We start from the raw sequence: 20,897 nt of genomic DNA, 5'->3' as shown, positions 1-20,897 counted from the left end.
GACAGCCGGTGTCTACGCCGTTCTACGTCTCACCCCAGCAGGCCATGGCCGACCGGGCGGAGTACGCGCGCAAGGGCATCGCCCGGGGGCGCAGCCTGGTCGTTCTCCAGTACACCGACGGCATCGTGTTCGTCGGTGAGAACCCGTCCCGCGCGCTGCACAAGTTCAGCGAGATCTACGACCGGATCGGCTTCGCCGCGGCCGGCAAGTACAACGAGTACGAGAACCTTCGGATCGGCGGGGTGCGCTACGCCGACCTGCGGGGGTACACCTACGACCGCGATGACGTGACCGCCCGCGGGCTGGCGAACGTGTACGCCCAGACGCTCGGCACGATCTTCTCCAGCTCGGCCGAGAAGCCGTACGAGGTGGAACTGGTCGTCGCCGAGGTCGGTGACGCTCCGGAGGGCGATCAGATCTACCGGCTGCCGCACGACGGATCGATCGTGGACGAGCACGGCTCGGTCGCCGTCGGCGGCAACGCCGAACAGATCAGCACCTATCTGGACCAGCGCCACGAGGACGGGATGTCGCTCGCGGCGGCCCTGCGGCTGGCCGTGCAGGCCCTCTCGCGGGACACCAACGGCAGCGAGCGGGAGATCCCCGCCGAGCGCCTGGAGGTGGCGGTCCTGGACCGCACCCGCCCCCAGCAGCGCAAGTTCAAGCGGATCGTCGGGCGTCAGCTCGCCCGGCTGCTGGAGGAGGGCACCCGGCCGCCCGGCGACGCGGCGGACTCCGCAGCGGGCGACGCCGGGGCGCAGTCCGGCGCCGAGGAGACCGGCGCGCCGGCGGGCACCGCGAAGCCCGCGAAGTCCGGCAAGTCGAGCAAGCCCGCCAAGCCGACCGGCCCGGACACCTCGGACGAGGCCGAACCGGAGGCGTAGTGCACCCGGACGGGGGTCCCGACCGGGCGTAGCCGGTCCGGGGCCCTTCGCCGTCTGCGGGCCGCACGGAAGGGCCGGCGCGCCGTCAGGGCGCCCCGCGGCGGGCGGGGGCCGCTCCGGTGGAACCGCGGGAAACGAGTTCCACGGGCAGGGTCACCGGCGGCGGCTGCTCGCCGTCGAGCAGCGCCAGCAGACCGTGCATCCCGTGGGCACCCACGTCCTCGGCCGGCAGCCGGAGGGTGGTGAGTTCGGGTTCGACGGCGATGGCGAGGGACAGGTCGTCGAAGCCGGTCACGGACAGGTCCTCGGGCACCCGCAGCCCCAGGCGCCGGGCGGTCTTGAGCACGCCCGCGGCGAGCACGTCGCTGTCGCACAGCACCGCGGTGGGCCGCTCCGCGGCCGGCAGGCCCAGCACCTCGGCCACGGCGGCGCGGGCCGCGTCGACGCGCAGCGGGGCGGTGACCCGCCGATGGGTCACCGAGCCGTCCCGCAGGGCCTCGGTCAGGGCGCCGGCCCGTACGCGGAAGGTCCACGAGTCGACGTCCGCGCCCAGGTGCAGGACGTCCCGGTGGCCGAGGGCGAGCAGATGGCGGACCACCTGCCGCACCCCGTCGCCCACGTCGAGGTTGACGACGGCCGCGCCGTGCGCCGCCGCGGGGTCGGAGTCCAGCATGACCAGGGGGAGTCCACCGTCCCTCAGGGCGGCGACCGCCTCCGGGGCCATGGAGGCGGCGATCACCCCGTCCAGGGCGGCGCGGGCCGACTCGAACGGGTCGGGAGCCGACCCGGCGTCGGTGGGGACGGGGTACAGGACGACGCCGAAACCGTGCCGGGCGGCCACCCGCGCGGCGCCCGCGTGGACCCCGGCGAAGAAGTCACTGTTGAGGACGGGCACCGCCAGCAGCGCCGTGCGCGTGCGGCCGAGGCGCAGGTTCCGGGCGGCCAGGTTGGGGCGGTAGCCGAGGTCGCGGGCGGCGGCCCGCACCCGCTCCGCGGTGGCCCGGGCCACCCGACCGCGCCACTTGTCGCCCAGGACCAGCGACACGGCCGCCTGGGAGACCCCCGCGGCGCGGGCGACGTCCCGGCTGGTGGGCCGGGTGCCGTGGCCCCCCGGCGGGCGCTCGGCCCCCGGTGGCGGTCCGTGACCACCGGGGTGGCCGCCCTCCGTCCTCACTGCTGCCTCCACGTCGCTGACCGGCCCCGGGCCGGTGGGTGTCCCTCGCGGTGCCCGCAGAATGCCGGTGGACCGCCGGATGGCCCACATGGTACGTATGACGGCGACGTTATACGTAACACTTCAGGGAGTGGGAGGGCCGCGCATGGCCTCGGGGTACGGGGACATCTTCCGGGCGCGCTACGCGGCGAGGCTGCTGATCGGCACCCTGGTGGGGCGGGTCCCCAGCGCCACCGCCCCGATCGCGATCGTGCTGCTGGTGCGTGCCGAGGGCGGCAGCTACAGCCTCGCGGGCGGCCTCGCGGCCGTGTACGGCCTGACCCACGCCGTCGGACAGCCCCTGCTGGGCCGTCTGGTGGACCTGCGCGGCCAACCGGGCGTCCAGGTCCCCGCCGCGCTGCTGTCGGCGCTCGGCGCCAGCGTCCTCGCGCTCGCCGGGACCGACTCCCTCGCGGTGGCCTACGCAGCCGTGGCGGTCGCCGGACTGTTCACCCCGCCCCTGGAGGGCGGTCTGCGGGCACTGTGGCCGGACGTGCTGCCCCACGACGGCCAGGTGCACCGGGCGTACGCGATGGACGCGGTGGCCCAGGAGGTCATGTTCACGGTGGGGCCGCTGCTGGTGACCCTGTGCGTGTCGTTGTGGTCGCCGGCGGCGGCGCTGCTCGTCGTCAACGGCCTCGGCGTGCTCGGCGTGCTCTCCGTGGTGACCACGAAGCCCTCGCGGACCTGGCGCTCCGCCCCGCGCGAGGCCCACTGGCTGGGCGCCCTGCGTTCGGGCGGACTGCTGACCCTGCTGGGCGCCTTCCTGTTCATCGGCGCGGCCCTCGGCTCCATCGCCGTGGCCGGGGCGTCCTACGCCGAGGACCGCGGCGGGGACGTGGTGTACGGCGGGCTGATGGCGGCCCTGGGCCTGGGGGCGCTGATCGGGGGACTGGGCTACGGCGCACGGGAGTGGGCCGGTGCCCCCGAACCGCGGCTGAGGGCCCTGGTGGCGCTGCTGGCGCTGTGTTACGCGCCGCTGGCCCTGGTACCCGGGGTGATCGGCATGACGCTGCTCAGCACGCTCGCCGGGGTGTTCCTGGCGCCCGCGCTGGCCTGCGCCTTCGTGGTGGTGGACCGGCACGCCCCGCGCGGGACGGTCACCGAGGCGTTCTCCTGGTTGGTCACCACGTTCAGCGTCGGCGCGGCCGGCGGGACCGCCCTGGCCGGGCCGGTGGTGGAGTGGGGCGGCACCCGGGCGGCGTTCACGGTTCCGGCCGTGGCGGGGCTCGCCGCCCTGACCGTGCTGGTCCTCGCGAGGGCGGCGCTGGTGGTTCCGTTGCGCACCGGCGTGGTGGCCGGGTCATCGGAAAATGATCGGAACGGTACGGTCGAACCCGGTTTCAGTACAGGGCATCAGGCGTAATGTTCAGTCATGGACCGCCGCATTTTCGGGCTGGAGAACGAGTACGGCGTCACATGTACGTTCAGGGGACAGCGCCGCCTGTCTCCCGACGAGGTGGCGCGGTACCTCTTCCGCCGTGTCGTGTCATGGGGCCGGAGCAGCAACGTCTTTCTGCGCAACGGCGCCCGCTTGTACCTCGATGTCGGATCGCATCCTGAATACGCGACCCCCGAATGTGACAACGTGACCGAGCTGGTCACCCACGACAAGGCCGGTGAGCGGATCCTCGAAGGGCTGCTCGTCGACGCCGAACGCCGCCTGCACGAGGAGGGAATCGCGGGCGACGTCTACCTCTTCAAGAACAACACGGATTCGGCGGGGAACTCGTACGGGTGCCACGAGAACTACCTGGTGGCCCGGCACGGCGAGTTCTCCCGACTCGCGGACATCCTCATCCCCTTCCTCGTCACCCGGCAGTTGCTCTGCGGCGCGGGCAAGGTCCTCCAGACCCCGCGCGGTGCGGTGTACTGCGTCAGCCAGCGGGCGGAACACATCTGGGAGGGCGTCAGCTCCGCCACGACGCGTTCCCGACCCATCATCAACACCCGCGACGAACCGCACGCCGACGCGGAGCGGTACCGCCGCCTCCACGTCATCGTCGGCGACTCGAACATGTCCGAGACGACGATGCTCCTCAAGGTCGGGGCCACGGACCTGGTGCTGCGCATGATCGAGGCGGGCACCGTGATGCGTGACCTGACCCTGGAGAACCCCATCCGGGCGATCCGCGAGGTCAGCCACGACATCACCGGGCAGCGCAAGGTGCGCCTCGCGAGCGGGCGCGAGGCGTCCGCCCTGGAGGTGCAGCGCGAGTACTACGAAAAGGCCGTGGACTTCTGCGAGCGCCGGGGCATCCGCACCGGCACGGTCGAGCAGGTACTGGAACTCTGGGGCCGCACCCTGGACGCGATCGAGGCCGAGGACCTCGACCGCATCTCCACGGAGATCGACTGGGTCATGAAGTACCAACTGATCGAGCGGTACCGGGCGAAGCACAACATGACCATGTCGAACCCGCGGGTCGCCCAGATAGACCTCGCCTACCACGACATCCACCGTCGCCGGGGCCTCTACTACCTGTTGGAGCGCCGCGGGCAGGTCGCCCGGATCTGCGACGACCTCAAGATCTTCGAGGGCAAGTCGGTGCCCCCGCAGACCACCCGGGCCCGGCTGCGCGGCGACTTCATCCGCCGTGCGCAGGAACAGCGGCGGGACTTCACCGTCGACTGGGTGCACCTCAAGCTCAACGACCAGGCGCAGCGCACCGTGCTGTGCAAGGACCCGTTCCGCTCCGTCGACGACCGGGTGGAGAAGCTCATCGCCGGCATGTGACCGGTCCGTGGGTCGACCACGGCGGTCGCACCGATCTCGGTGAACCGGAACCGCCCCGGGGGTGTCGTACGTTCACCGTACGGCGCCCCCTCCTCGTGGGCCCGTGCTTCCCGGGGGCCACGCGTCCGTCGGGGGTCCGGCGGTGCCGGCCGGGAGCCGGAGCGCCGGAGCGCGGGGAAACCTCAGTAAGGTGGCGCGCACGCCAACCGCCAGAACGACCGATACGAGGCCCCCACCGTGCGCCGACGCTCACTCCTCTTCGCCGTACCCGCCGGACTGTTGACGCTCGCCGCGTGCGGTGACGACAAGACCGACAAGGGCAGCGCGAGCAAGAGTTCCTCCCCCGTGCCGACCGATTCGCCCCAGCAGTCCGGGAAGATCGTGTCGGGACCCGTGCCGGACATCACCGCGGGGAAGAAGTGGGGTGAGAAGCCGACCGTGGCGAAGGGCAGCGGCACGCCGTCGTCGGACCTCGCGGTGAAGAACGTCCTGCCGGGCAGCGGTGTCACCGTCGCCAAGGGGGACCACCTCCAGGCGAACTACCTCGGCCAGATCTGGTCGTCCGCGAAGGTCTTCGACAACTCCTACGACCGTGGCGCCCCGGCGATCTTCCAGATCGGCGTGGGGCAGGTCATCCCGGGCTGGGACCAGGCCCTGGTGGGGAAGAAGGCCGGTTCCCGGGTGGAGCTGGCCATCCCGCCGTTGCTCGGGTACGGCGAACAGGGCAACGAACAGGCCGGGATCAAGGGGACGGACACGCTGGTGTTCGTCGTCGACATCGTCGACTCCTTCAACGCGAAGAGCTCCGCCCGGGGCAAGAAGATCGCCCAGGACGACAAGGCCCTGCCGAAGGTGGGGACCAACACCGACGGCAAGGCCCCCTCCGTCGACGTGCCGAAGACGGCCGCTCCGACGAAGCTCGTGTCGGAGTACGTGCTGGAGGGGAACGGCGAGGTGGTCAAGGAGACCGACTCGCTCCTCGTCCAGTACAAGGGCGTGCTCTGGGCCGACGGCAAGGAGTTCGACTCCTCCTACCAGCGCGAGCAGCTGGCCCAGTTCGGTCTGAGCCAGGTCGTCAAGGGCTGGGCGCAGGGACTCACCGGCAAGAAGGTCGGCAGCCGGGTGCTCATCGTGGTCCCGCCCGCCCTCGGGTACGGCGACGAGCCCCCGAAGGACGGGCCGATCAAGAAGGACTCCACGCTGGTCTTCTCGGTGGACATCCTCGCGAAGATGTAACACTGGGACGGTTGCCCATCCACCTGAGCAGGAGCAATTGACGTGAGCATCGAAAAGCCCGAGATCGACTTCCCCGAGGGCGAGGCCCCCAAGGACCTTGAGATCGTGGACATCTGGGAGGGCGACGGCAGGGAGGCCAAGGCGGGCGACCTGGTCTCCGTGCACTACGTGGGCGTGGCCTTCTCCACCGGCGAGGAGTTCGACGCGAGCTGGAACCGCGGCAAGCCCCTCCAGTTCCAGTTGGGCGCCGGCCAGGTCATCAAGGGATGGGACCAGGGCGTCGAGGGCATGAAGGTCGGCGGTCGTCGCAAGCTGACGATCCCGGCGCACCTCGCGTACGGTGACCGTGGTGCGGGCGGCCGCATCGCCCCGGGCGAGACGCTGATCTTCGTGTGCGACCTCGTGTCGATCTGACACGGTCGAATCTGATCATTTTTGATCAGCCACGGGCCCGCGCCCCCGGCGTGGGCCCGTGGCTTTTCCCGTGGCGCCCCGGGACGGTACGGTCGTCGGGCGGGTGGGCGAACGAGAGGACGTAAGGCGTCGATGGCCATCTCCAAGGCCGAGCGGCTGATGAATCTGGCGCTGTGTCTGCTCGGGACGCGGCGACCTCTCAGCAAGCGGGAACTCCGGGGCTCCATCGAGGCGTACATCGAGGCGTTCGGCCCCGGTGAGGGCGCCCAGGGGACCGACGACTCGTTCAACCGGATGTTCGAACGCGACAAGGACGACCTGCGCGAACTCGGACTCGTCATCGAGACCGTCGAAAGCCTCGACGGCGACGTCGGCTACCTCGCGCGCCGCGACAGCAACCGGCTGCCGCCCATCTCCCTCGACGCGGAGGAGGCGGCGGCCCTGGGACTCGCCGCCCGGGTGTGGCAGCAGGCCCGGCTCGCCGGAGCGGCCAGCGGCGCCCTCCAGAAGCTCCGTGCGGCCGGCGTGCCCGAGACCGTCGACCCGCACGAGGGCCACGGAGCCCTGGAGCCCCGCATCCCCGTGCACGAGGCGGCCTTCGAACCGATGATGCTGGCCTGCCGGGACCGGCGGCCCGTGCAGTTCGACTACCGCAAGGCGAACGCCGCCCGCCCGGAGCCCCGGCAGGTCGAGCCCTGGGCCCTGGAGTGCTGGCGCGGCCACTGGTACCTCGCGGGCTGGGACCGGGACCGGGAGGCGGAGCGGGTGTTCCGGCTGTCCCGGATCACCGGCCGGGTCCGCAGCCGCGTCGGCGCCTACCGCGAGCCCGTCCCCGATGTCGTCACCGTCCGGGAGACCGTCGCGCGCTGGGCGGGCGAAGGCGCGGAGCGCAGCGCCCGCATCCGACTGCGCACCGGCGCCGGCTACCCCTTGCGGGCGAAGGCGGAGACCGTACGGGAACTCGGCGACGGATGGGACGAACTGGAGGTTCCGTACGGGCACGGGCTCGACGCCTGGCTCGTCGAGTTCGGTCCCGACGTCGTGGTGCTGGAGCCCGCGGAACTGCGGGCCGACGTGGTCGATCGGCTCCGTGCCGTGGCCAAGGGCTAGAGGGGGAGACGTACCACCGTGGCAGGAAAGCCCGCCAGGCCGGCGCGCCCGGCGAACGCCATCGACCAGACCCGCCGGATGCTGTCCCTGGTCACGTATCTGAGGGAGCGTCCCGGAGCCCGGGTGGAGGACGTGGCACGCGCCTTCGGGATCAGCGAGGACGAGCTGATCTCGGACCTCGACGTACTGCCGCTGTGCGGGACGAGCTTCCGCGGCGGCGACCTGCTCGACATCGACACGGACGGCGACCGCATCTGGTGGCGCAACCCCCAGGCGCTCAGCGCCGAGGCGGCGGCCCCGCTCCGGATCTCCGCCGACGAGGCCACCGCCCTGCTCGTCGCTGCCCGGGCCGTGGCCACGCTGCCGGGACTGCGCGAGGGCGATCGGCAGGCGTTGCTGCGGGCCACCGCGAAGGTCGAGACCGCGGCGGGCGAGGCCGCGGCCCCCAGCGCCCGGCTGTCGGTCACCTTCGAGTCCGAGGGCGGGGTCTTCGCCGACGTGGACCGGGCGATCTCCGAGCGCCGCCGGCTCTGGATCAGGTACTACTCTCCCGCGCGGGACGAGGTCACCGAACGGGAGATCGACCCCATCCGGCTGGTCAGCGTCGGTCACACCTACGTCGAGGCGTGGTGCCGCCGCTCCGAGGCCCGACGGACGTTCCGGCTGGACCGGGTCGCCGAGATCAAGGTCCTGGACGAGCCGTCGGCGCCGCCCGAGATAGAGCTGAGGGACCTGTCCGAAGCCCTGGTGCAGCCCGCCGCCGAGGACCCCGAGGTGGTCGTCGAGGTGGGACCCGGCGGTCGCTGGGTGGCCGAGTACTACCCGCACGACAGTGCCGAGGAACTGGGCGACGGGGGGCTGCGGATCTCCCTGCGCGCCCCCGACCCGGCGTCGCTGCGGCGCCTGGCGCTGCGGCTCGGGCGGGACGGGCGGATCGTCGCGCCCGAGGACCTGGCGGAGAGCGCCCGGCGTGCGGCCCGGGAGGCGCTCGCCGCCTACGACGGGCTCGACGGCGCGGACGGTCCGGCCGGGCGTCCCGGCCCCGACGGGCCCGCCGACCGGCAGGAGCGAGGACTGTGACCATCCCCCCGGACTCCGGCCCCGGCTCCGTACCGGTCGCCGGCCCCTTCGGCGTCCCGGCCCACGGCGGGTCGGCCCACGACGTCCCGGCTCACGACGTCCCGGCGCACGGTGGAGCGGCCGAGGCGCCCGGCGCGCCCACGACCCCCACCGCCCCGGAAGTTCCCGACATATCGGATTCCCTGGACGCAACCGGGATATCGGGCGACCGGGAGTTCCCGGAGTTGGCGATGGTCACCCCCGTGGTCTTCCGCGCCGGCTGCCCCGACTGCCGCGCCCGGTTCGAACTCCCCGCCGCCGCACTGCGCCTCGCGATCGGCGGCTCGGCGCACACCACCTTCTACTCGTTCACCTGTCCCGAGTGCGACTCCGCCGTCCGCAAGCCCGCAGGTGAGCGCATCGTCGAACTGCTCACCGAGGGCGGGGTGCGGACCCTGCGCCTGCACTCCACCGTCTAGGCTCGCCCCATGTTCTGGGCCATGTTCGCGATCGCCGTCGGTTTCCTCGGTCTGCTGGTCCTCGGGATCCTCGCCGTCCGGGTCTTCGTGGCGGCGGAGCGCCTGGGGCGTGAGGTCTCCGAGGCCGCCCGCCGGATCGGGGGCGCCGCCGAAGACCTGGAGCGCGCCTCGGTGGGCGCCGCCCGCGCGGGACACGACGCGGGACTGTGACGCCAGCCGGTCCGGTGACCGTGCGTACCGGCCGGGCCACCGGGGCGCCCCCGGTCCGCGCCAGTAACCCCCGGCTCCGATCTGTCCGGCGCCGAGGGCGGGCAGGTAGGCTGCCCACACGGTCCGGAGATTGAGGCACGGGCCGGAACGGGAGTACGTACGGGGATTGCCTCTGGTTCACCCCTGAGCGTTACGATCGCTGCCAGCACGGCGGTCGGACATCGGTCCGGCCGATCGGTCAGCAACCCGCCCCAAGCCGCCTCGGTGAGAAGGTAGACGTAGATGTTCGGTGGACGGATCGGCCCGCTTGAGATCACTCTGATCCTCGTCATCATCTTGCTCCTGTTCGGTGCGAAGAAGCTCCCCGACATGGCGCGCTCCCTCGGCAAGTCGGCCCGCATCCTCAAGAGCGAGGCCAAGGCCATGAAGTCGGAGGGCGAGCAGCCCGCGCCCACCGAGCCCCTGAACAAGGAGCAGCCGCAGGCCCAGCGCACCATCCAGGCCGCCCCCGGCGACGTGACCAGCTCACGCCCGGTGAACGAGCCCACGGACGCCCAGCAGCGCTGACGCAGGGCCGGGTCGCCCCGGTCTGCCGCACGAGATGAGGACGTGGGTTGCTCAAGTCTGCCCGCAAGAAGGAGAAGGACCCCGAGGGGCGGATGCCCCTCGTGGAGCACCTGCGCGAGCTGCGCAACCGCCTGGCGAAGGCGGTGCTGGCCATCGTGGTGGTCACGATCGTCGCCGCGTTCTTCTACAAGGACATCGTCGAGTTCGTCACCAACCCCATCCTGACGGCCGTCGGGTGCGAGAAGAGCTTCACGGAGCTGGCCGAGACCTCGGACGGCACCTGTGCCCGGATCGTGCTGAACGGTCTGCTGACGCCGTTCACCCTGGCCCTCAAGGTCTCCCTGACGGCCGGTGTGGTGTTCGCGTCGCCGATCTGGCTGTACCAGCTCTGGGCGTTCGTCGCTCCCGGCCTGCACCGGAACGAGAAGAAGTACAGCCTCGGCTTCGTCGCCGCCGGCGTGCCCCTGTTCATGGGCGGCGCCTTCTTCGCGTACCTCACGATGCCGACGATGGCGACCGTGCTCCTGGAGTTCTCACCAGCGAACCTGGACAACCAGCTGCCCCTCGACGACCTCCTGGACCTCATCACGCGCATGGTGCTGGTCTTCGGGCTCTCGTTCACCATGCCGCTGCTCCTGGTGATGCTCAACTTCACCGGCATGGTGACCGGCAAGCGGATGCTCGGCTGGTGGCGGGGGATGGTGCTGGGGGTCAGCATCTTCTCGGCGTTCGTCACGCCCAGCACCGAACCGCTGACGATGCTGGCACTCGCGGTGCCGATCTGGGTGCTCTACTTCGCCGCCTCGGTGATCTCGCTGATCAACGACCGTCGCCGGGCGATGATCGCGGCGTCCGGACCGGCGGACGACGAGGCGTCCGAACTGGATCTGACCCCGCAGGACATCGGTGAGATCGAGTCGGTCGGCGCTGGCGCGTCCGTGCCCGAACAGTCGGACGCCGGGCGCCGCACCCACCGGGTGAACGGCTACGACGACTTCACCTGAGCCGACCCCGCGGGCCCGCCGACGCGTGGCGGGCCCCGGGCACCCAAGCATCCAGGGCCGACGGTTGGCGTCACCCGAACGTGACGGGGCCCCCGAAACCTCTCGGGGGCCCCACTACGTGCTGGATGGATCAGATGGAGGGGGAGCCTCCGAGCTGCCAGGTCTGGTCACCGGCGCCATCGTTCTGGATGTTGTAGACGATCTTGCCGTCCGCGGTCCAGCCGCCCGCCGAACTGTTGGTGACCTTCGCGGTCGAGTGGCCCATCGTGCCCGATCCGTCGAGGTTGATGGCGGCCGCGTAGCCGTGAGTCTTCTCCGCCTTGACTGCATCGGTGCGCTCCAGCCTCACCTGGACCTCCACCTTCTCCATCCCGCAACACGCGCCGCCGCCTCCGTCCGTCCAGTTGACGTTGACGGACGCGTGGTACCGGTTGGAGGCGTCACGGTGGACGCACAGCTCGACCTTCAGGTCGAGGTTCGGGCCCACCGTGTCCAACTCCTTGGTCTGGACACCGGAGCACTTCTTGGCCGCAGCCGCCGAGGCGGTGGTGGGCAGCGCAACCACGCCGACGAGGGCGAGGGTTCCGACGGCGGTTGTGGCGGCGAGGCGTTGGGTCAACGAGCGCATGATGCCTACTTTCTGTGAGAACTCTGTGAAAGGGCTGGCGCTGCGGAATACTTCCGGCCAAGCAGAAGGTGCCGCAAGGCGCGTCAGGGGTATTGGCGTAGTCCCGCCGTCACCCGCCGACCGCCACGACCGCGGGGTCGGAGGGGGGCCCGCCCGGGTTACGGAAGGCGTCGGACCCTTGTAAAGTCCGCCCGTGACCAGCGAGATCACCCTTTTCGTCAACCCCACCGCGGGCCGCGGCCGAGGCGCTCGGGCGGCCCGCCCGGCCGCCACCGCGCTCCGGGCCGCGGGCTTTCGGGTGCGCACCCTCGTCGGTGCGACGCCGGCCGATGCGCTGCGCCGGGCCCGGGAAGCCGTGCGCGGCGGCACCGGGGCGCTGGTCGTGGTCGGCGGTGACGGCATGACGGGGCTCGCCCTCCAGGCCGTCGCCGGGACGGACACCCCCCTGGGGGTCGTCGCCGTCGGCACCGGGAACGACTTCGCCCGCACCCTGGGCCTGCCGCTGCGCGACCCGACCGCCGCCGCGCGGCTCGTCGCCGACGCGCTGAAGCAGGGCCGCACCCCCGCGGTCGACCTCGGCCGGGCCGGGGACCGCTGGTTCGGCACCGTCCTCGCCTCCGGCTTCGACTCCCGCGTCAATGACCGCGGCAACCGGATGCGGCTGCCGCTCGGCCGCTTCACCTACGACCTGGCGCTCCTCGCGGAGCTCGCCGCCTTCCGACCGCTGCCCTACCGCCTCACCCTGGACCGGGGACCCGTCCTGGAACTGGAGGCGACCTTGGTGGCGGTCGGCAACGGCACCTCCTACGGGGGCGGCATGCGCATCTGCGCGGGGGCCGACCCGACGGACGGCCTCCTCGACGTCACGGTGGTCGGCGACTGCACCCGCACCACCCTGCTGCGGGTGTTCCCCCGGGTCTACCGCGGCACCCACCTCGACCACCCGAAGGTCACCGTCCACCGCGCCGCGCGGGTCGAACTGGCGGCCCCCGCGGTCACCGGGTACGCGGACGGGGAACCGCTGGGCCCCCTGCCGCTGACCGTCACCTGCGTGCCGGGCGCCGTGCGGGTGGCCGGCGCCCGACCGGCCCGGCCCGCGGCCGCAGCAGGCTGACCGCTCGGGCGCCCGGCTGACCAGCCCGGATATGACGATCCGGATAATGATCGCCCTCTGTCAGGGGTGGCGGGTAATCTCGAAAGCACGATGACTGAGGACCTCTCCCCGGCCGAGCGGTACGCGGCGTCACGGGTACGTGCCGCCGAGCAGGCCACCGCGCTCGCCTCCTTCCGCGAGATGTACGACTTCGGTCTGGACCCCTTCCAGATCGAGGCATGCCAGGCCCTCGAAGCGGGCAAGGGCGTGCTGGTCGCCGCCCCCACCGGCTCCGGCAAGACGATCGTCGGCGAGTTCGCCGTCCACCTCGCACTCCGCCACGGCAAGAAGTGCTTCTACACCACGCCGATCAAGGCCCTGTCCAACCAGAAGTACGCCGACCTGGCCAAACGGTACGGAGCGGACAAGGTCGGCCTGCTGACGGGCGACAACAGCGTCAACTCCGACGCCCCCGTGGTCGTGATGACCACGGAGGTGCTGCGCAACATGCTGTACGCCGGCTCGCAGGCGCTCCTGGGCCTCGGCCACGTGGTCATGGACGAGGTGCACTACCTCTCCGACCGGTTCCGCGGCGCCGTCTGGGAGGAAGTGATCATCCACCTCCCCGAGTCGGTGACCCTGGTGTCGCTCTCCGCGACGGTCTCCAACGCGGAGGAGTTCGGCGACTGGCTCGACACGGTCCGCGGTGACACCGCGGTCATCGTCTCCGAGCACCGCCCGGTCCCCCTCTTCCAGCACGTCCTGGCCGGGCGCCGGGTCTACGACCTCTTCGAGGAGGGCGAGGGCCAGAAGAAGGCCGTCAACCCGGATCTGACCCGGATGGCGCGGATGGAGTCCTCCCGCCCCACCTGGGGACGGGACAAGCGCCGGGGCCGCGGCGTCCGGGAGGCCGACCGCGAGCGGGAGCGCCGACAGCGCACCCGGGTCTGGACCCCGGGCCGCCCCGAGGTCATCGAACGCCTCGACGCCGACGGCCTGCTGCCCGCGATCACCTTCATCTTCAGCCGCGCCGGCTGCGAGGCGGCCGTCCAGCAGTGCCTGTACGCGGGACTGCGGCTCAACGACGACGAGGCCAGGGCCCGGGTCCGGGCGATCGTCGAGGAGCGCACCTCGTCGATCCCCACCGAAGACCTGCACGTCCTCGGCTACTACGAGTGGTTGGAGGGGCTGGAGCGCGGCATCGCGGCCCACCACGCGGGCATGCTGCCGACCTTCAAGGAGGTCGTCGAGGACCTCTTCGTGCGCGGCCTGGTGAAGGCGGTCTTCGCGACGGAGACCCTCGCCCTGGGCATCAACATGCCCGCCCGGTCCGTCGTCCTGGAGAAGCTCGTCAAGTGGAACGGCGAGCAGCACGCCGACATCACGCCCGGCGAGTACACCCAGCTCACCGGACGGGCCGGCCGCCGCGGCATCGACGTCGAGGGCCACGCCGTGGTGCTGTGGCAGCGCGGAATGAACCCCGAGCACCTCGCCGGCCTCGCCGGGACCCGCACCTACCCGCTGCGCTCCAGCTTCCGGCCCTCGTACAACATGGCCGTCAACCTCGTGGAGCAGTTCGGGCGCCACCGCTCCCGGGAACTGCTGGAGACGTCCTTCGCGCAGTTCCAGGCGGACCGCTCGGTCGTCGGGATCTCCCGGCAGGTGCAGCGCAACGAGGAGGGGCTCGAAGGCTACAAGGAGTCCATGACCTGCCACCTGGGTGACTTCGAGGAGTACGCGCGACTGCGCCGTCAACTCAAGGACCGCGAAACGGAGCTGGCCCGACAGGGCGTCTCCCAGCGCCGGGCCGCCGCGTCGACCGCCCTGGAGAAGCTCAAGCCCGGCGACGTGATCCACGTCCCGACGGGCAAGTACGCCGGTCTCGCCCTGGTCCTCGACCCGGGACTGCCCGCCGGACGCTCCAACGGACACCGCGGCTTCGACCACCACGACGGCCCGCGCCCCGTGGTCCTCACCGCCGAACGCCAGGTCAAGCGGCTCGCCGCGATGGACTTCCCGGTCCCGGTGGAGGCGCTGGAGCGGATGCGCATCCCCAAGTCCTTCAATGCGCGCTCCCCCCAGTCCCGCCGCGACCTCGCCTCGGCGCTGCGCACCAAGGCCGGGCACCTCGTGCCGGAGCGCCACCGCAAGCAGCGCGCGGCCGCCGCCGACGACCGCGAACTCGCCCGGCTGCGCGCGGAGATCCGCGCGCACCCCTGCCACGGCTGCGCCGAGCGCGAGGACCACGCCCGGTGGGCCGAGCGGTACCACCGTCTGGTGCGGGACACCACGCAGTTGGAGCGCCGCATCGAGGGGCGCACCAACACCATCGCCCGCACCTTCGACCGGATCGTCGCCCTCCTCACCGAACTCGACTACCTGCGGGGCGACGAGGTCACCGGCAACGGCAAGCGGCTGGCGCGGCTCTACGGCGAACTCGACCTGCTCGCCAGCGAGTGCCTGCGGGCCGGCGTCTGGGAGGACCTCAGCCCGGCGGAACTCGCCGCCTGCGCCTCCGCCCTGGTCTACGAGGCCAGGGCGGCCGACGACGCGACGGCGCCCAAGCTGCCCTCCGGCCGGGCCAAGGCGGCCCTCGGGGAGATGGTGCGGATCTGGGGCCGGCTCGACGCCCTGGAGGAGGACTTCAAGATCAACCAGACCGAGGGCGTCGGCCAGCGGGAACCCGACCTCGGCTTCGCCTGGGCCGCGTACACGTGGGCCTCCGGTGCGGGCCTCGACGAGGTGCTGCGCGAGGCGGAGATGCCCGCCGGCGACTTCGTCCGCTGGTGCAAGCAGGTCATCGACGTCCTGGGGCAGATCGCGGCGGCTCCCGCCAGCGGCGAGGCGCCGTCGACGGTCGCCAAGAACGCCCGGCGGGCCGTGGACGGTCTGCTGCGGGGCGTGGTCGCGTACTCCTCGGTGGGGTGAGCGCCCCACGGGTGGAGTTCCCGGTCCGCACGAGACGGCCCGTCCCTCCGGGGGCGGGCCGTCCGTCGTCGCCGGGCGGGGCGGAGCGCCGTTGCGGAAAGGTCCCGTCCGAGTGACCGGGTGAAGGGGCGTGGACGCGTCCGCGGCCGTCCGCCCCGGGCGGGCACCGTGCCCCCGCGGGACGTTCCGCTCCCGGCCCGACCCCCGTCCGACCTGTGCGATCGGCCCGGAACGGCCCCTCCGCATCCCCGAAATCCGTCACTCCACGTGTCGGCGGGATTCCCCTGCGTGTAAATCGCCCGAGTGTAGTGGCCCGCGCGCCCGGATTTCAGGTGCTTGCCGAATATGACACGGCGATGAACCGGCCGCACTAAGCTCGCCCGCAGCGCCCTGAGTTGAGGCGTAATAAGGCTGAATCGTGCGTTTGTTCTCCGGGATTCCCGTTGGTGGGAATCGTTCCGGACGCTCCCGCACGCCCAGCACCCGGAACTCACACTGGAAACCCGCACCGATCCACGCGAAACCCCGAGTTCCTCCGGACGTACCGACCATCCCCGAGCCGACTCCCTCAGAGGGCATACATGGTGAGTGTTCAAGCGCCTCCCGGTGGCCGAAAGATCCCCCAGCTACGCGTACTGCTGCTGCCGACCTTCCTGATGGCCGCCGTGACCGGAGGGTCCGTCGCCGCCGTCGCGGAACCGGCCCGGCTCGCGGTGGGCCTGTGCGGAGCGATCGGCACCGTACTGGTCCTCGCCTCGGCAGGTGAGGCCGCCCGCCGGGGGCGGCTGCTGACGGCCCTGCGCGCCGACTTCGCCCGCCGGGCCGCGTACCTGGAGAAGCGCCTCGCCACCCAGGACGCCGAACTGATCCATTTGGGCCAGCAGCTCCTGCCCGACGCCCTGTTCCGGCTCCGCCAAGGGGAGTCGCCGGCCGACGTGGTCCGGGCCGTCGTCGATTCCGACCCCGCCTACCGCGACCTGCCCGACACCCAGCGCGCCCTGCTGAAGGACGTCCTCGACATCGTGGACAACGAGGAGGCGGTCCGCGAATCGACCCAGCGCGCCTTCGTCAACATCGCGCGCCGGGTCCAGGCGATCGTCCATCAGCAGGCCGCGGAACTGCGCGAGATGGAGGAGGACCACGGACGCAACCCGGAGGTCTTCGACGACCTGCTGCGCATCGACCACGGCACCGCGCTGATCGGTCGCCTCGCCGACTCCATCGCGGTGCTCGGCGGTGCCCGGCCCGGCCGCCAGTGGCCCAAGCCCGTACCCCTGTTCAGCGTGTTGCGCGGCGCGATGTCCCGCATCCTGGAGTACCGCCGGGTGGACCTGCACTCCATCGCGAAGGTCGCCGTCCGGGGCACCCACGTGGAGCCGCTGATCCACGCCGCCGCCGAACTCCTCGACAACGCCACCCGCTACTCGCCGCCCCAGACCCGGGTCCACGTCACCGCGGTCGAGGTGCAGACGGGCATCGCCATCGAGATCGAGGACGGCGGGGTGAGCCTCAGCGAGGAGGCCCGGCTGCGCGCCGAGCGGATGCTCGCCCAGGCCCAGGCCGGCATCGACCTCAAGGACCTCGGCGAGACCCCCCGCCTCGGCATGGCCGTCGTCGGTCGCCTCTCGCAGATGTACGACATGCAGGTCTCGCTGCGGCAGTCCGCCTACGGCGGTGTCCGCGCGGTGCTCATCGTGCCCCGCGACATGCTCACCTCCGGCCCCGCCCCCGGTGTCGCCCACGGCATCGGCGCCACCGCCGTCCCCCGGGTCAACGACGACGGCACCCCGGTCCAGGAGCCGCAGCGCAAGGCCAAGAAGCGCCGCCCCACCACCGGTCCGCGCCGCCCCGACGACGACCTGGTGCCCGCGGGCCGCGGCGGCGAGGACCTGCCCGTCGTCACCGAATGGACCGCGGGCGGTCTGCCGCAGCGCCGCAGCAGGGTGAAGACCCCGCTCACCCAGCGCTACGCCGAGGCCGCCGCCGCGGAGGCCGCCGGGGAACCGGACCTCTGGCGCCCGTCCGTCCCCGCCCCGGCCCAGCCCGACGAGCCCGAGCCGGGCCTGTGGGTCGAGGCGTTCATGAACGGCATCAAGGGGCAGCCCGACCCGGACCCCGCCGCCGGGGGCCACCCGGAGGGCGCCGCCGGCGTCGTGAACGGCACCGGCGTGGGGCACATCGGCTCGTACCCGCAGGCACACCCGCAGAACGACGACCTCATGGACGAGGGAGACCGCACGTGATCCAGCAGCGAGCCAACTTCGACTGGATGCTCAAGGACCTCGCGGACGGAGTGCCGCAGACCCGTCAAGTGGTCGTGCTGTCCGCCGACGGACTGCGCATCGCCCGGTACGGCGGAGAGCCCGACGCGGCCGACCGCCTCGCCGCCGCCTGCGCCGGACTCCAGAGCCTCGCCAGCGCGGTCGCCGCGGAGATCCCCGACAGCGACGGCCGGATGCGCATGGTCATCATCGAGGTCAGCGGCGGCTACTTCTACCTCATGGCCGCCGGCGCGGGCGCCTTCCTCGCCGTCCTCGCCGACGAAACCGTCGACGCGGGCCTCATGAGCAACCGCATGCGCGACCTCGTGGTACGGATCGGGGCCCACCTCACCAGCCCGCCCAGGCGTGACGGGCAGACCGTATGACTCCTCCGCAACGCCAACGCCACACCCCCCAACCGGGCCAGGAGAAGGATCCGGAGCGCCTCTACGTCATCACCGGAGCCTCCCAGGAGGGCGACCGGGCCGAAGTCGACCTGGTCACCCTCATCGTCACCCGCGCCGACCCCTCGCCCACCGCCCAACCCGAACAGGCGGCGGTGCTCCGCCTGTGCCAGTCCCCCCTGTCCGTGGCCGAGATCTCGGCGTACCTCAATCTGCCGTTCAGCGTCGTGACCGTGCTGCTGTCGGAACTGCTGACGGCCGAACTGGTACAGGCGCGCTCGCCGATCGTGCGGTCCGCACTGCCCGACCGTTCCCTCCTCGAAGCGGTGATGCATGGACTTCAAAAACTGTGAGAACGCGGTGGACGACCCGTCCGACGAGGGCCCGGTCGTCCGACACGGTCCGCGTGCCGAGGACCACCTCCCGGACACCGCCAACGCGGCCGTCAAGATCGTGATCGTGGGCGGGTTCGGGGTCGGCAAGACCACCATGGTCCGCGCGGTGAGCGAGATCCGTCCGCTCACCACCGAGGAGACCATGACCCAGGCCGGGATCGGGGTCGACGACGACTACGGCTCCGACTCCAAGACCGCCACCACCGTGGCCATGGACTTCGGACGGATCAGCATCACCGAACAACTGGTGCTGTACCTGTTCGGCACCCCGGGACAGGAGCGGTTCTGGTTCCTCTGGAACGGTCTGTTCGAAGGGGCCCTCGGCGCCGTCGTCCTCGTCGACACCCGGCGCCTGGAGGTCAGTTTCGACGTCATCGGCCGGCTGGAGGAGCGCGGGGTGCCGTTCGTCATCGCGGTCAACGACTTCCCGGACGCGCCCCGCTACCCGACGGGGGAACTGCGGACCGCGCTCGACCTGCCGGAGTACGTCCCCATCGTGAAGTGCGACGCCCGTCGGCGGGCATCCAGCCGTGACGCCCTGATGACCCTGCTGCACTTCCTGCACTCGCTGGCCGGCGCACCCGCCTGAGCGACCCGCGACCGGGCCCCGCACCGTCGACCGCGCCCCGGCGCCCCCCGGCGCCACCGACCGTCTTGCCCATCCCGGACCCCGGCACCCGTCGAGGCCGCCGACCTCACGGGCCACCGGCCCGGACTCCTCGGAGCGATCACCGTGACCACGCCACCCCGTCTCCCCGACAGCCCACCCGGCACCGACGATCCCGTCCCGTCCGCGTCCCCGCCGCCGGGCTGCCCCGCGCACGTCCCGGCCGCCCGGCGGCGGCTGTACGGTCCCGACGCCGACGCGGACCTGACCAGCCTCTACGGCAAGCTGCGCGCCGAACACGGGCCGGTAGCACCCGTGTTGATCCACAACGACGTTCCCATGTGGGCGGTGCTCGGCCACAGCGAGAACCTGCACATGGTGCGTACCCCCTCGCAGTACAACCGGGACGCCCGCGGCTGGAGCGCGGTCAAGGACGGCACCGCCGGCCCGACCCACCCACTGGCGCCTGTCTACTCCTGGCAACCCATCTGCAGCTTCGCCGAGGGAGCCGAGCACCAACGGCTGCGCGGCGCCGTGACCGGGGCCATCTCCGCCATCGACCACCGCGGCGCCCGGCGTTACATCAACCGCTACAGCCAACGCCTCGTCAACGACATCTGCGAACAGGGCCGCGCCGATCTGGTCAGCCAGTTCGCCGAGCAACTGCCCATGGCGGTGATGTGCGAGATCCTCGGCATGCCCGAGGAGTACAACGAACGCATGGTGCAGTCGGCCCGCGACATGATCAAGGGCACCGAGACCGCCATCGCCAGCAACGAGTACGTGATGAGTGCGCTGATGCTCCTGGTCGCGCGCCGGCGGGCGAAACCGGCGGAGGACTTCACCAGCGCGCTCATCGGCCACGAGTCACGGCTCACCGACGACGAGGTGGCCCAGCACCTGCGGCTGGTGCTCATCGCCGCCTACGAAGCGACCGCCAACCTCATCGCCAACGTGCTGCGGATGGTGCTCACCGACCCGCGGTTCCGCGCCCAACTCAACGGCGGACAGATGACGGTGCCGGAGGCGGTGGAGCAGACGCTGTGGGACGAGCCGCCGTTCTCCGCGATGGTCGCCTACTTCGCCAAGCACGACACGGAGTTGGGCGGGCAGCGCATCCGCGCGGGCGACGGCCTCATCTTCGGGATCGCCCCGGGCAACCTCGACCCGGCCGTCCGCCCCGACCTGACCGCGAGCATGCAGGGCAACCGCTCGCACCTCGCCTTCGGTAGCGGGCCGCACGAATGCCCCGGCCAGGACATCGGCCGGGCCATCGCCGACACCGGGGTCGACGCCCTGTTGATGCGGTTGCCCGACATCCGGCTCGCCCTCGACGAAGCGGACCTGCGCTGGCGTTCGACCATCCTCTCCCGGCACCTGGTCGAACTCCCCGTCACCTTCGTCCCCAGGCCGCCGCAGGACGTGCGCGCCCGCCCGAGCATCGGCAAGCCCGTGGGCGGCGCCGGTGACTGGCAGGTCTCGTCGCCCGCTCCGCTGTCCGCCCCGAGTTCCACCGCGGTGAGCGAGTTGGCCGGCGTCGGCTCGGTGCCGCTGCCGCCGACCACCGAGCCGGTGTCCCCCGAACCCCGGCCCGCGCGGCCGGGGCTGTGGGGGCGCCTCGTCCGCTGGTGGCGCGGCGCCTGACCGGGAACCGCCCCGCGGGCGGCC

At 71.9% G+C, this 20,897-nt stretch carries 20 protein-coding genes; 18 read left to right on the top strand and 2 right to left on the bottom strand.

Going from position 1 to position 20,897, the window contains the following annotated elements:
- The first annotated feature begins 8 nt into the window (after window positions 1-8).
- Window positions 9-884 (top strand): proteasome subunit alpha, encoded by an 876-nt coding sequence (prcA, locus tag ACFYOU_RS26400; RefSeq protein ID WP_391308985.1) that lies wholly within the window; start codon window positions 9-11, stop codon window positions 882-884.
- Between the two features lie 85 nt (window positions 885-969).
- Here prcA and ACFYOU_RS26395 read toward each other — a convergent pair whose 3' ends face one another.
- Window positions 970-2,058 (bottom strand): substrate-binding domain-containing protein, encoded by a 1,089-nt coding sequence (locus ACFYOU_RS26395; RefSeq protein ID WP_391308983.1) that lies wholly within the window; start codon window positions 2,056-2,058, stop codon window positions 970-972.
- 145 nt (window positions 2,059-2,203) lie between these two features.
- Here ACFYOU_RS26395 and ACFYOU_RS26390 point away from each other — a divergent pair, with 145 nt between their 5' ends.
- The 10 genes from ACFYOU_RS26390 (at window position 2,204) to tatC (ending at window position 10,913) form a co-directional block, all read left to right on the top strand.
- Window positions 2,204-3,463 (top strand): MFS transporter, encoded by a 1,260-nt coding sequence (locus ACFYOU_RS26390; protein ID WP_391308981.1) that lies wholly within the window; start codon window positions 2,204-2,206, stop codon window positions 3,461-3,463.
- Window positions 3,464-3,472: 9 nt separating this feature from the next.
- Window positions 3,473-4,834 (top strand): Pup--protein ligase, encoded by a 1,362-nt coding sequence (gene pafA, locus ACFYOU_RS26385; protein WP_385493103.1) that lies wholly within the window; start codon window positions 3,473-3,475, stop codon window positions 4,832-4,834.
- A 237-nt stretch (window positions 4,835-5,071) separates the two neighbouring features.
- Window positions 5,072-6,070 (top strand): FKBP-type peptidyl-prolyl cis-trans isomerase, encoded by a 999-nt coding sequence (locus tag ACFYOU_RS26380; RefSeq protein ID WP_389765418.1) that lies wholly within the window; start codon window positions 5,072-5,074, stop codon window positions 6,068-6,070.
- A gap of 42 nt (window positions 6,071-6,112) precedes the next feature.
- Window positions 6,113-6,484, top strand: coding sequence for an FKBP-type peptidyl-prolyl cis-trans isomerase (locus ACFYOU_RS26375; protein WP_385493105.1), 372 nt, complete (start codon window positions 6,113-6,115; stop codon window positions 6,482-6,484).
- Between the two features lie 132 nt (window positions 6,485-6,616).
- Window positions 6,617-7,594 carry a helix-turn-helix transcriptional regulator gene (locus tag ACFYOU_RS26370; RefSeq protein ID WP_385493106.1) on the top strand — a complete coding sequence of 326 codons (978 nt, stop codon included), beginning with the start codon at window positions 6,617-6,619 and terminating at the stop codon, window positions 7,592-7,594.
- Window positions 7,595-7,672: 78 nt separating this feature from the next.
- Window positions 7,673-8,674: a WYL domain-containing protein gene (locus tag ACFYOU_RS26365; protein ID WP_391309150.1), complete on the top strand. Its 1,002-nt coding sequence runs from the start codon at window positions 7,673-7,675 to the stop codon at window positions 8,672-8,674.
- A gap of 230 nt (window positions 8,675-8,904) precedes the next feature.
- Complete coding sequence (locus ACFYOU_RS26360) at window positions 8,905-9,132, top strand: hypothetical protein (protein ID WP_389765614.1); 228 nt, start codon at window positions 8,905-8,907, stop codon at window positions 9,130-9,132.
- 9 nt (window positions 9,133-9,141) lie between these two features.
- Window positions 9,142-9,342: a hypothetical protein gene (locus tag ACFYOU_RS26355; protein WP_385493107.1), complete on the top strand. Its 201-nt coding sequence runs from the start codon at window positions 9,142-9,144 to the stop codon at window positions 9,340-9,342.
- A 282-nt stretch (window positions 9,343-9,624) separates the two neighbouring features.
- The gene (tatA, locus tag ACFYOU_RS26350; RefSeq protein WP_385493108.1) at window positions 9,625-9,909 is read left to right on the top strand and encodes a Sec-independent protein translocase subunit TatA; all 285 of its coding nucleotides are present in this window, start codon (window positions 9,625-9,627) and stop codon (window positions 9,907-9,909) included.
- 47 nt (window positions 9,910-9,956) lie between these two features.
- Window positions 9,957-10,913, top strand: a complete 957-nt coding sequence (gene tatC / locus ACFYOU_RS26345) for a twin-arginine translocase subunit TatC (RefSeq protein ID WP_389765421.1) — start codon at window positions 9,957-9,959, stop codon at window positions 10,911-10,913.
- A gap of 130 nt (window positions 10,914-11,043) precedes the next feature.
- On the opposite strand, the gene ACFYOU_RS26340 is transcribed toward tatC, so the two are convergent.
- Window positions 11,044-11,541: a hypothetical protein gene (locus ACFYOU_RS26340; protein ID WP_391308978.1), complete on the bottom strand. Its 498-nt coding sequence runs from the start codon at window positions 11,539-11,541 to the stop codon at window positions 11,044-11,046.
- Between the two features lie 193 nt (window positions 11,542-11,734).
- Here ACFYOU_RS26340 and ACFYOU_RS26335 point away from each other — a divergent pair, with 193 nt between their 5' ends.
- The 7 genes from ACFYOU_RS26335 to ACFYOU_RS26305 all read left to right on the top strand — a co-directional run bounded on the left by ACFYOU_RS26335 (window position 11,735) and on the right by ACFYOU_RS26305 (window position 20,873).
- Window positions 11,735-12,655 carry a diacylglycerol kinase gene (locus tag ACFYOU_RS26335; RefSeq protein ID WP_391308977.1) on the top strand — a complete coding sequence of 307 codons (921 nt, stop codon included), beginning with the start codon at window positions 11,735-11,737 and terminating at the stop codon, window positions 12,653-12,655.
- Between the two features lie 90 nt (window positions 12,656-12,745).
- A complete protein-coding gene (locus ACFYOU_RS26330; RefSeq protein WP_391308976.1) occupies window positions 12,746-15,562 on the top strand; it encodes a DEAD/DEAH box helicase in 2,817 nt (938 codons plus the stop codon).
- 581 nt (window positions 15,563-16,143) lie between these two features.
- A complete protein-coding gene (locus ACFYOU_RS26325; protein ID WP_391308974.1) occupies window positions 16,144-17,805 on the top strand; it encodes an ATP-binding protein in 1,662 nt (553 codons plus the stop codon).
- Window positions 17,802-18,209 (top strand): roadblock/LC7 domain-containing protein, encoded by a 408-nt coding sequence (locus tag ACFYOU_RS26320; protein ID WP_385493116.1) that lies wholly within the window; start codon window positions 17,802-17,804, stop codon window positions 18,207-18,209. Before ACFYOU_RS26325 ends, ACFYOU_RS26320 begins: the two co-directional genes overlap by 4 nt.
- Window positions 18,206-18,580 (top strand): DUF742 domain-containing protein, encoded by a 375-nt coding sequence (locus ACFYOU_RS26315; protein WP_385493117.1) that lies wholly within the window; start codon window positions 18,206-18,208, stop codon window positions 18,578-18,580. The genes ACFYOU_RS26320 and ACFYOU_RS26315 overlap by 4 nt, the downstream gene beginning before the upstream one ends.
- Entirely contained in the window at window positions 18,561-19,211 is a 651-nt protein-coding gene (locus tag ACFYOU_RS26310) for an ATP/GTP-binding protein (RefSeq protein ID WP_389765429.1), read from the top strand. The genes ACFYOU_RS26315 and ACFYOU_RS26310 overlap by 20 nt, the downstream gene beginning before the upstream one ends.
- Before the next feature lie 144 nt (window positions 19,212-19,355).
- A complete protein-coding gene (locus ACFYOU_RS26305) occupies window positions 19,356-20,873 on the top strand; it encodes a cytochrome P450 (protein WP_391308972.1) in 1,518 nt (505 codons plus the stop codon).
- Window positions 20,874-20,897: the final 24 nt, after the last annotated feature.

Source organism: Streptomyces sp. NPDC005955, assembly GCF_042871255.1.
GTDB lineage: Bacteria > Actinomycetota > Actinomycetes > Streptomycetales > Streptomycetaceae > Streptomyces.
This window is presented reverse-complemented; position numbering and strand designations above follow the sequence as displayed.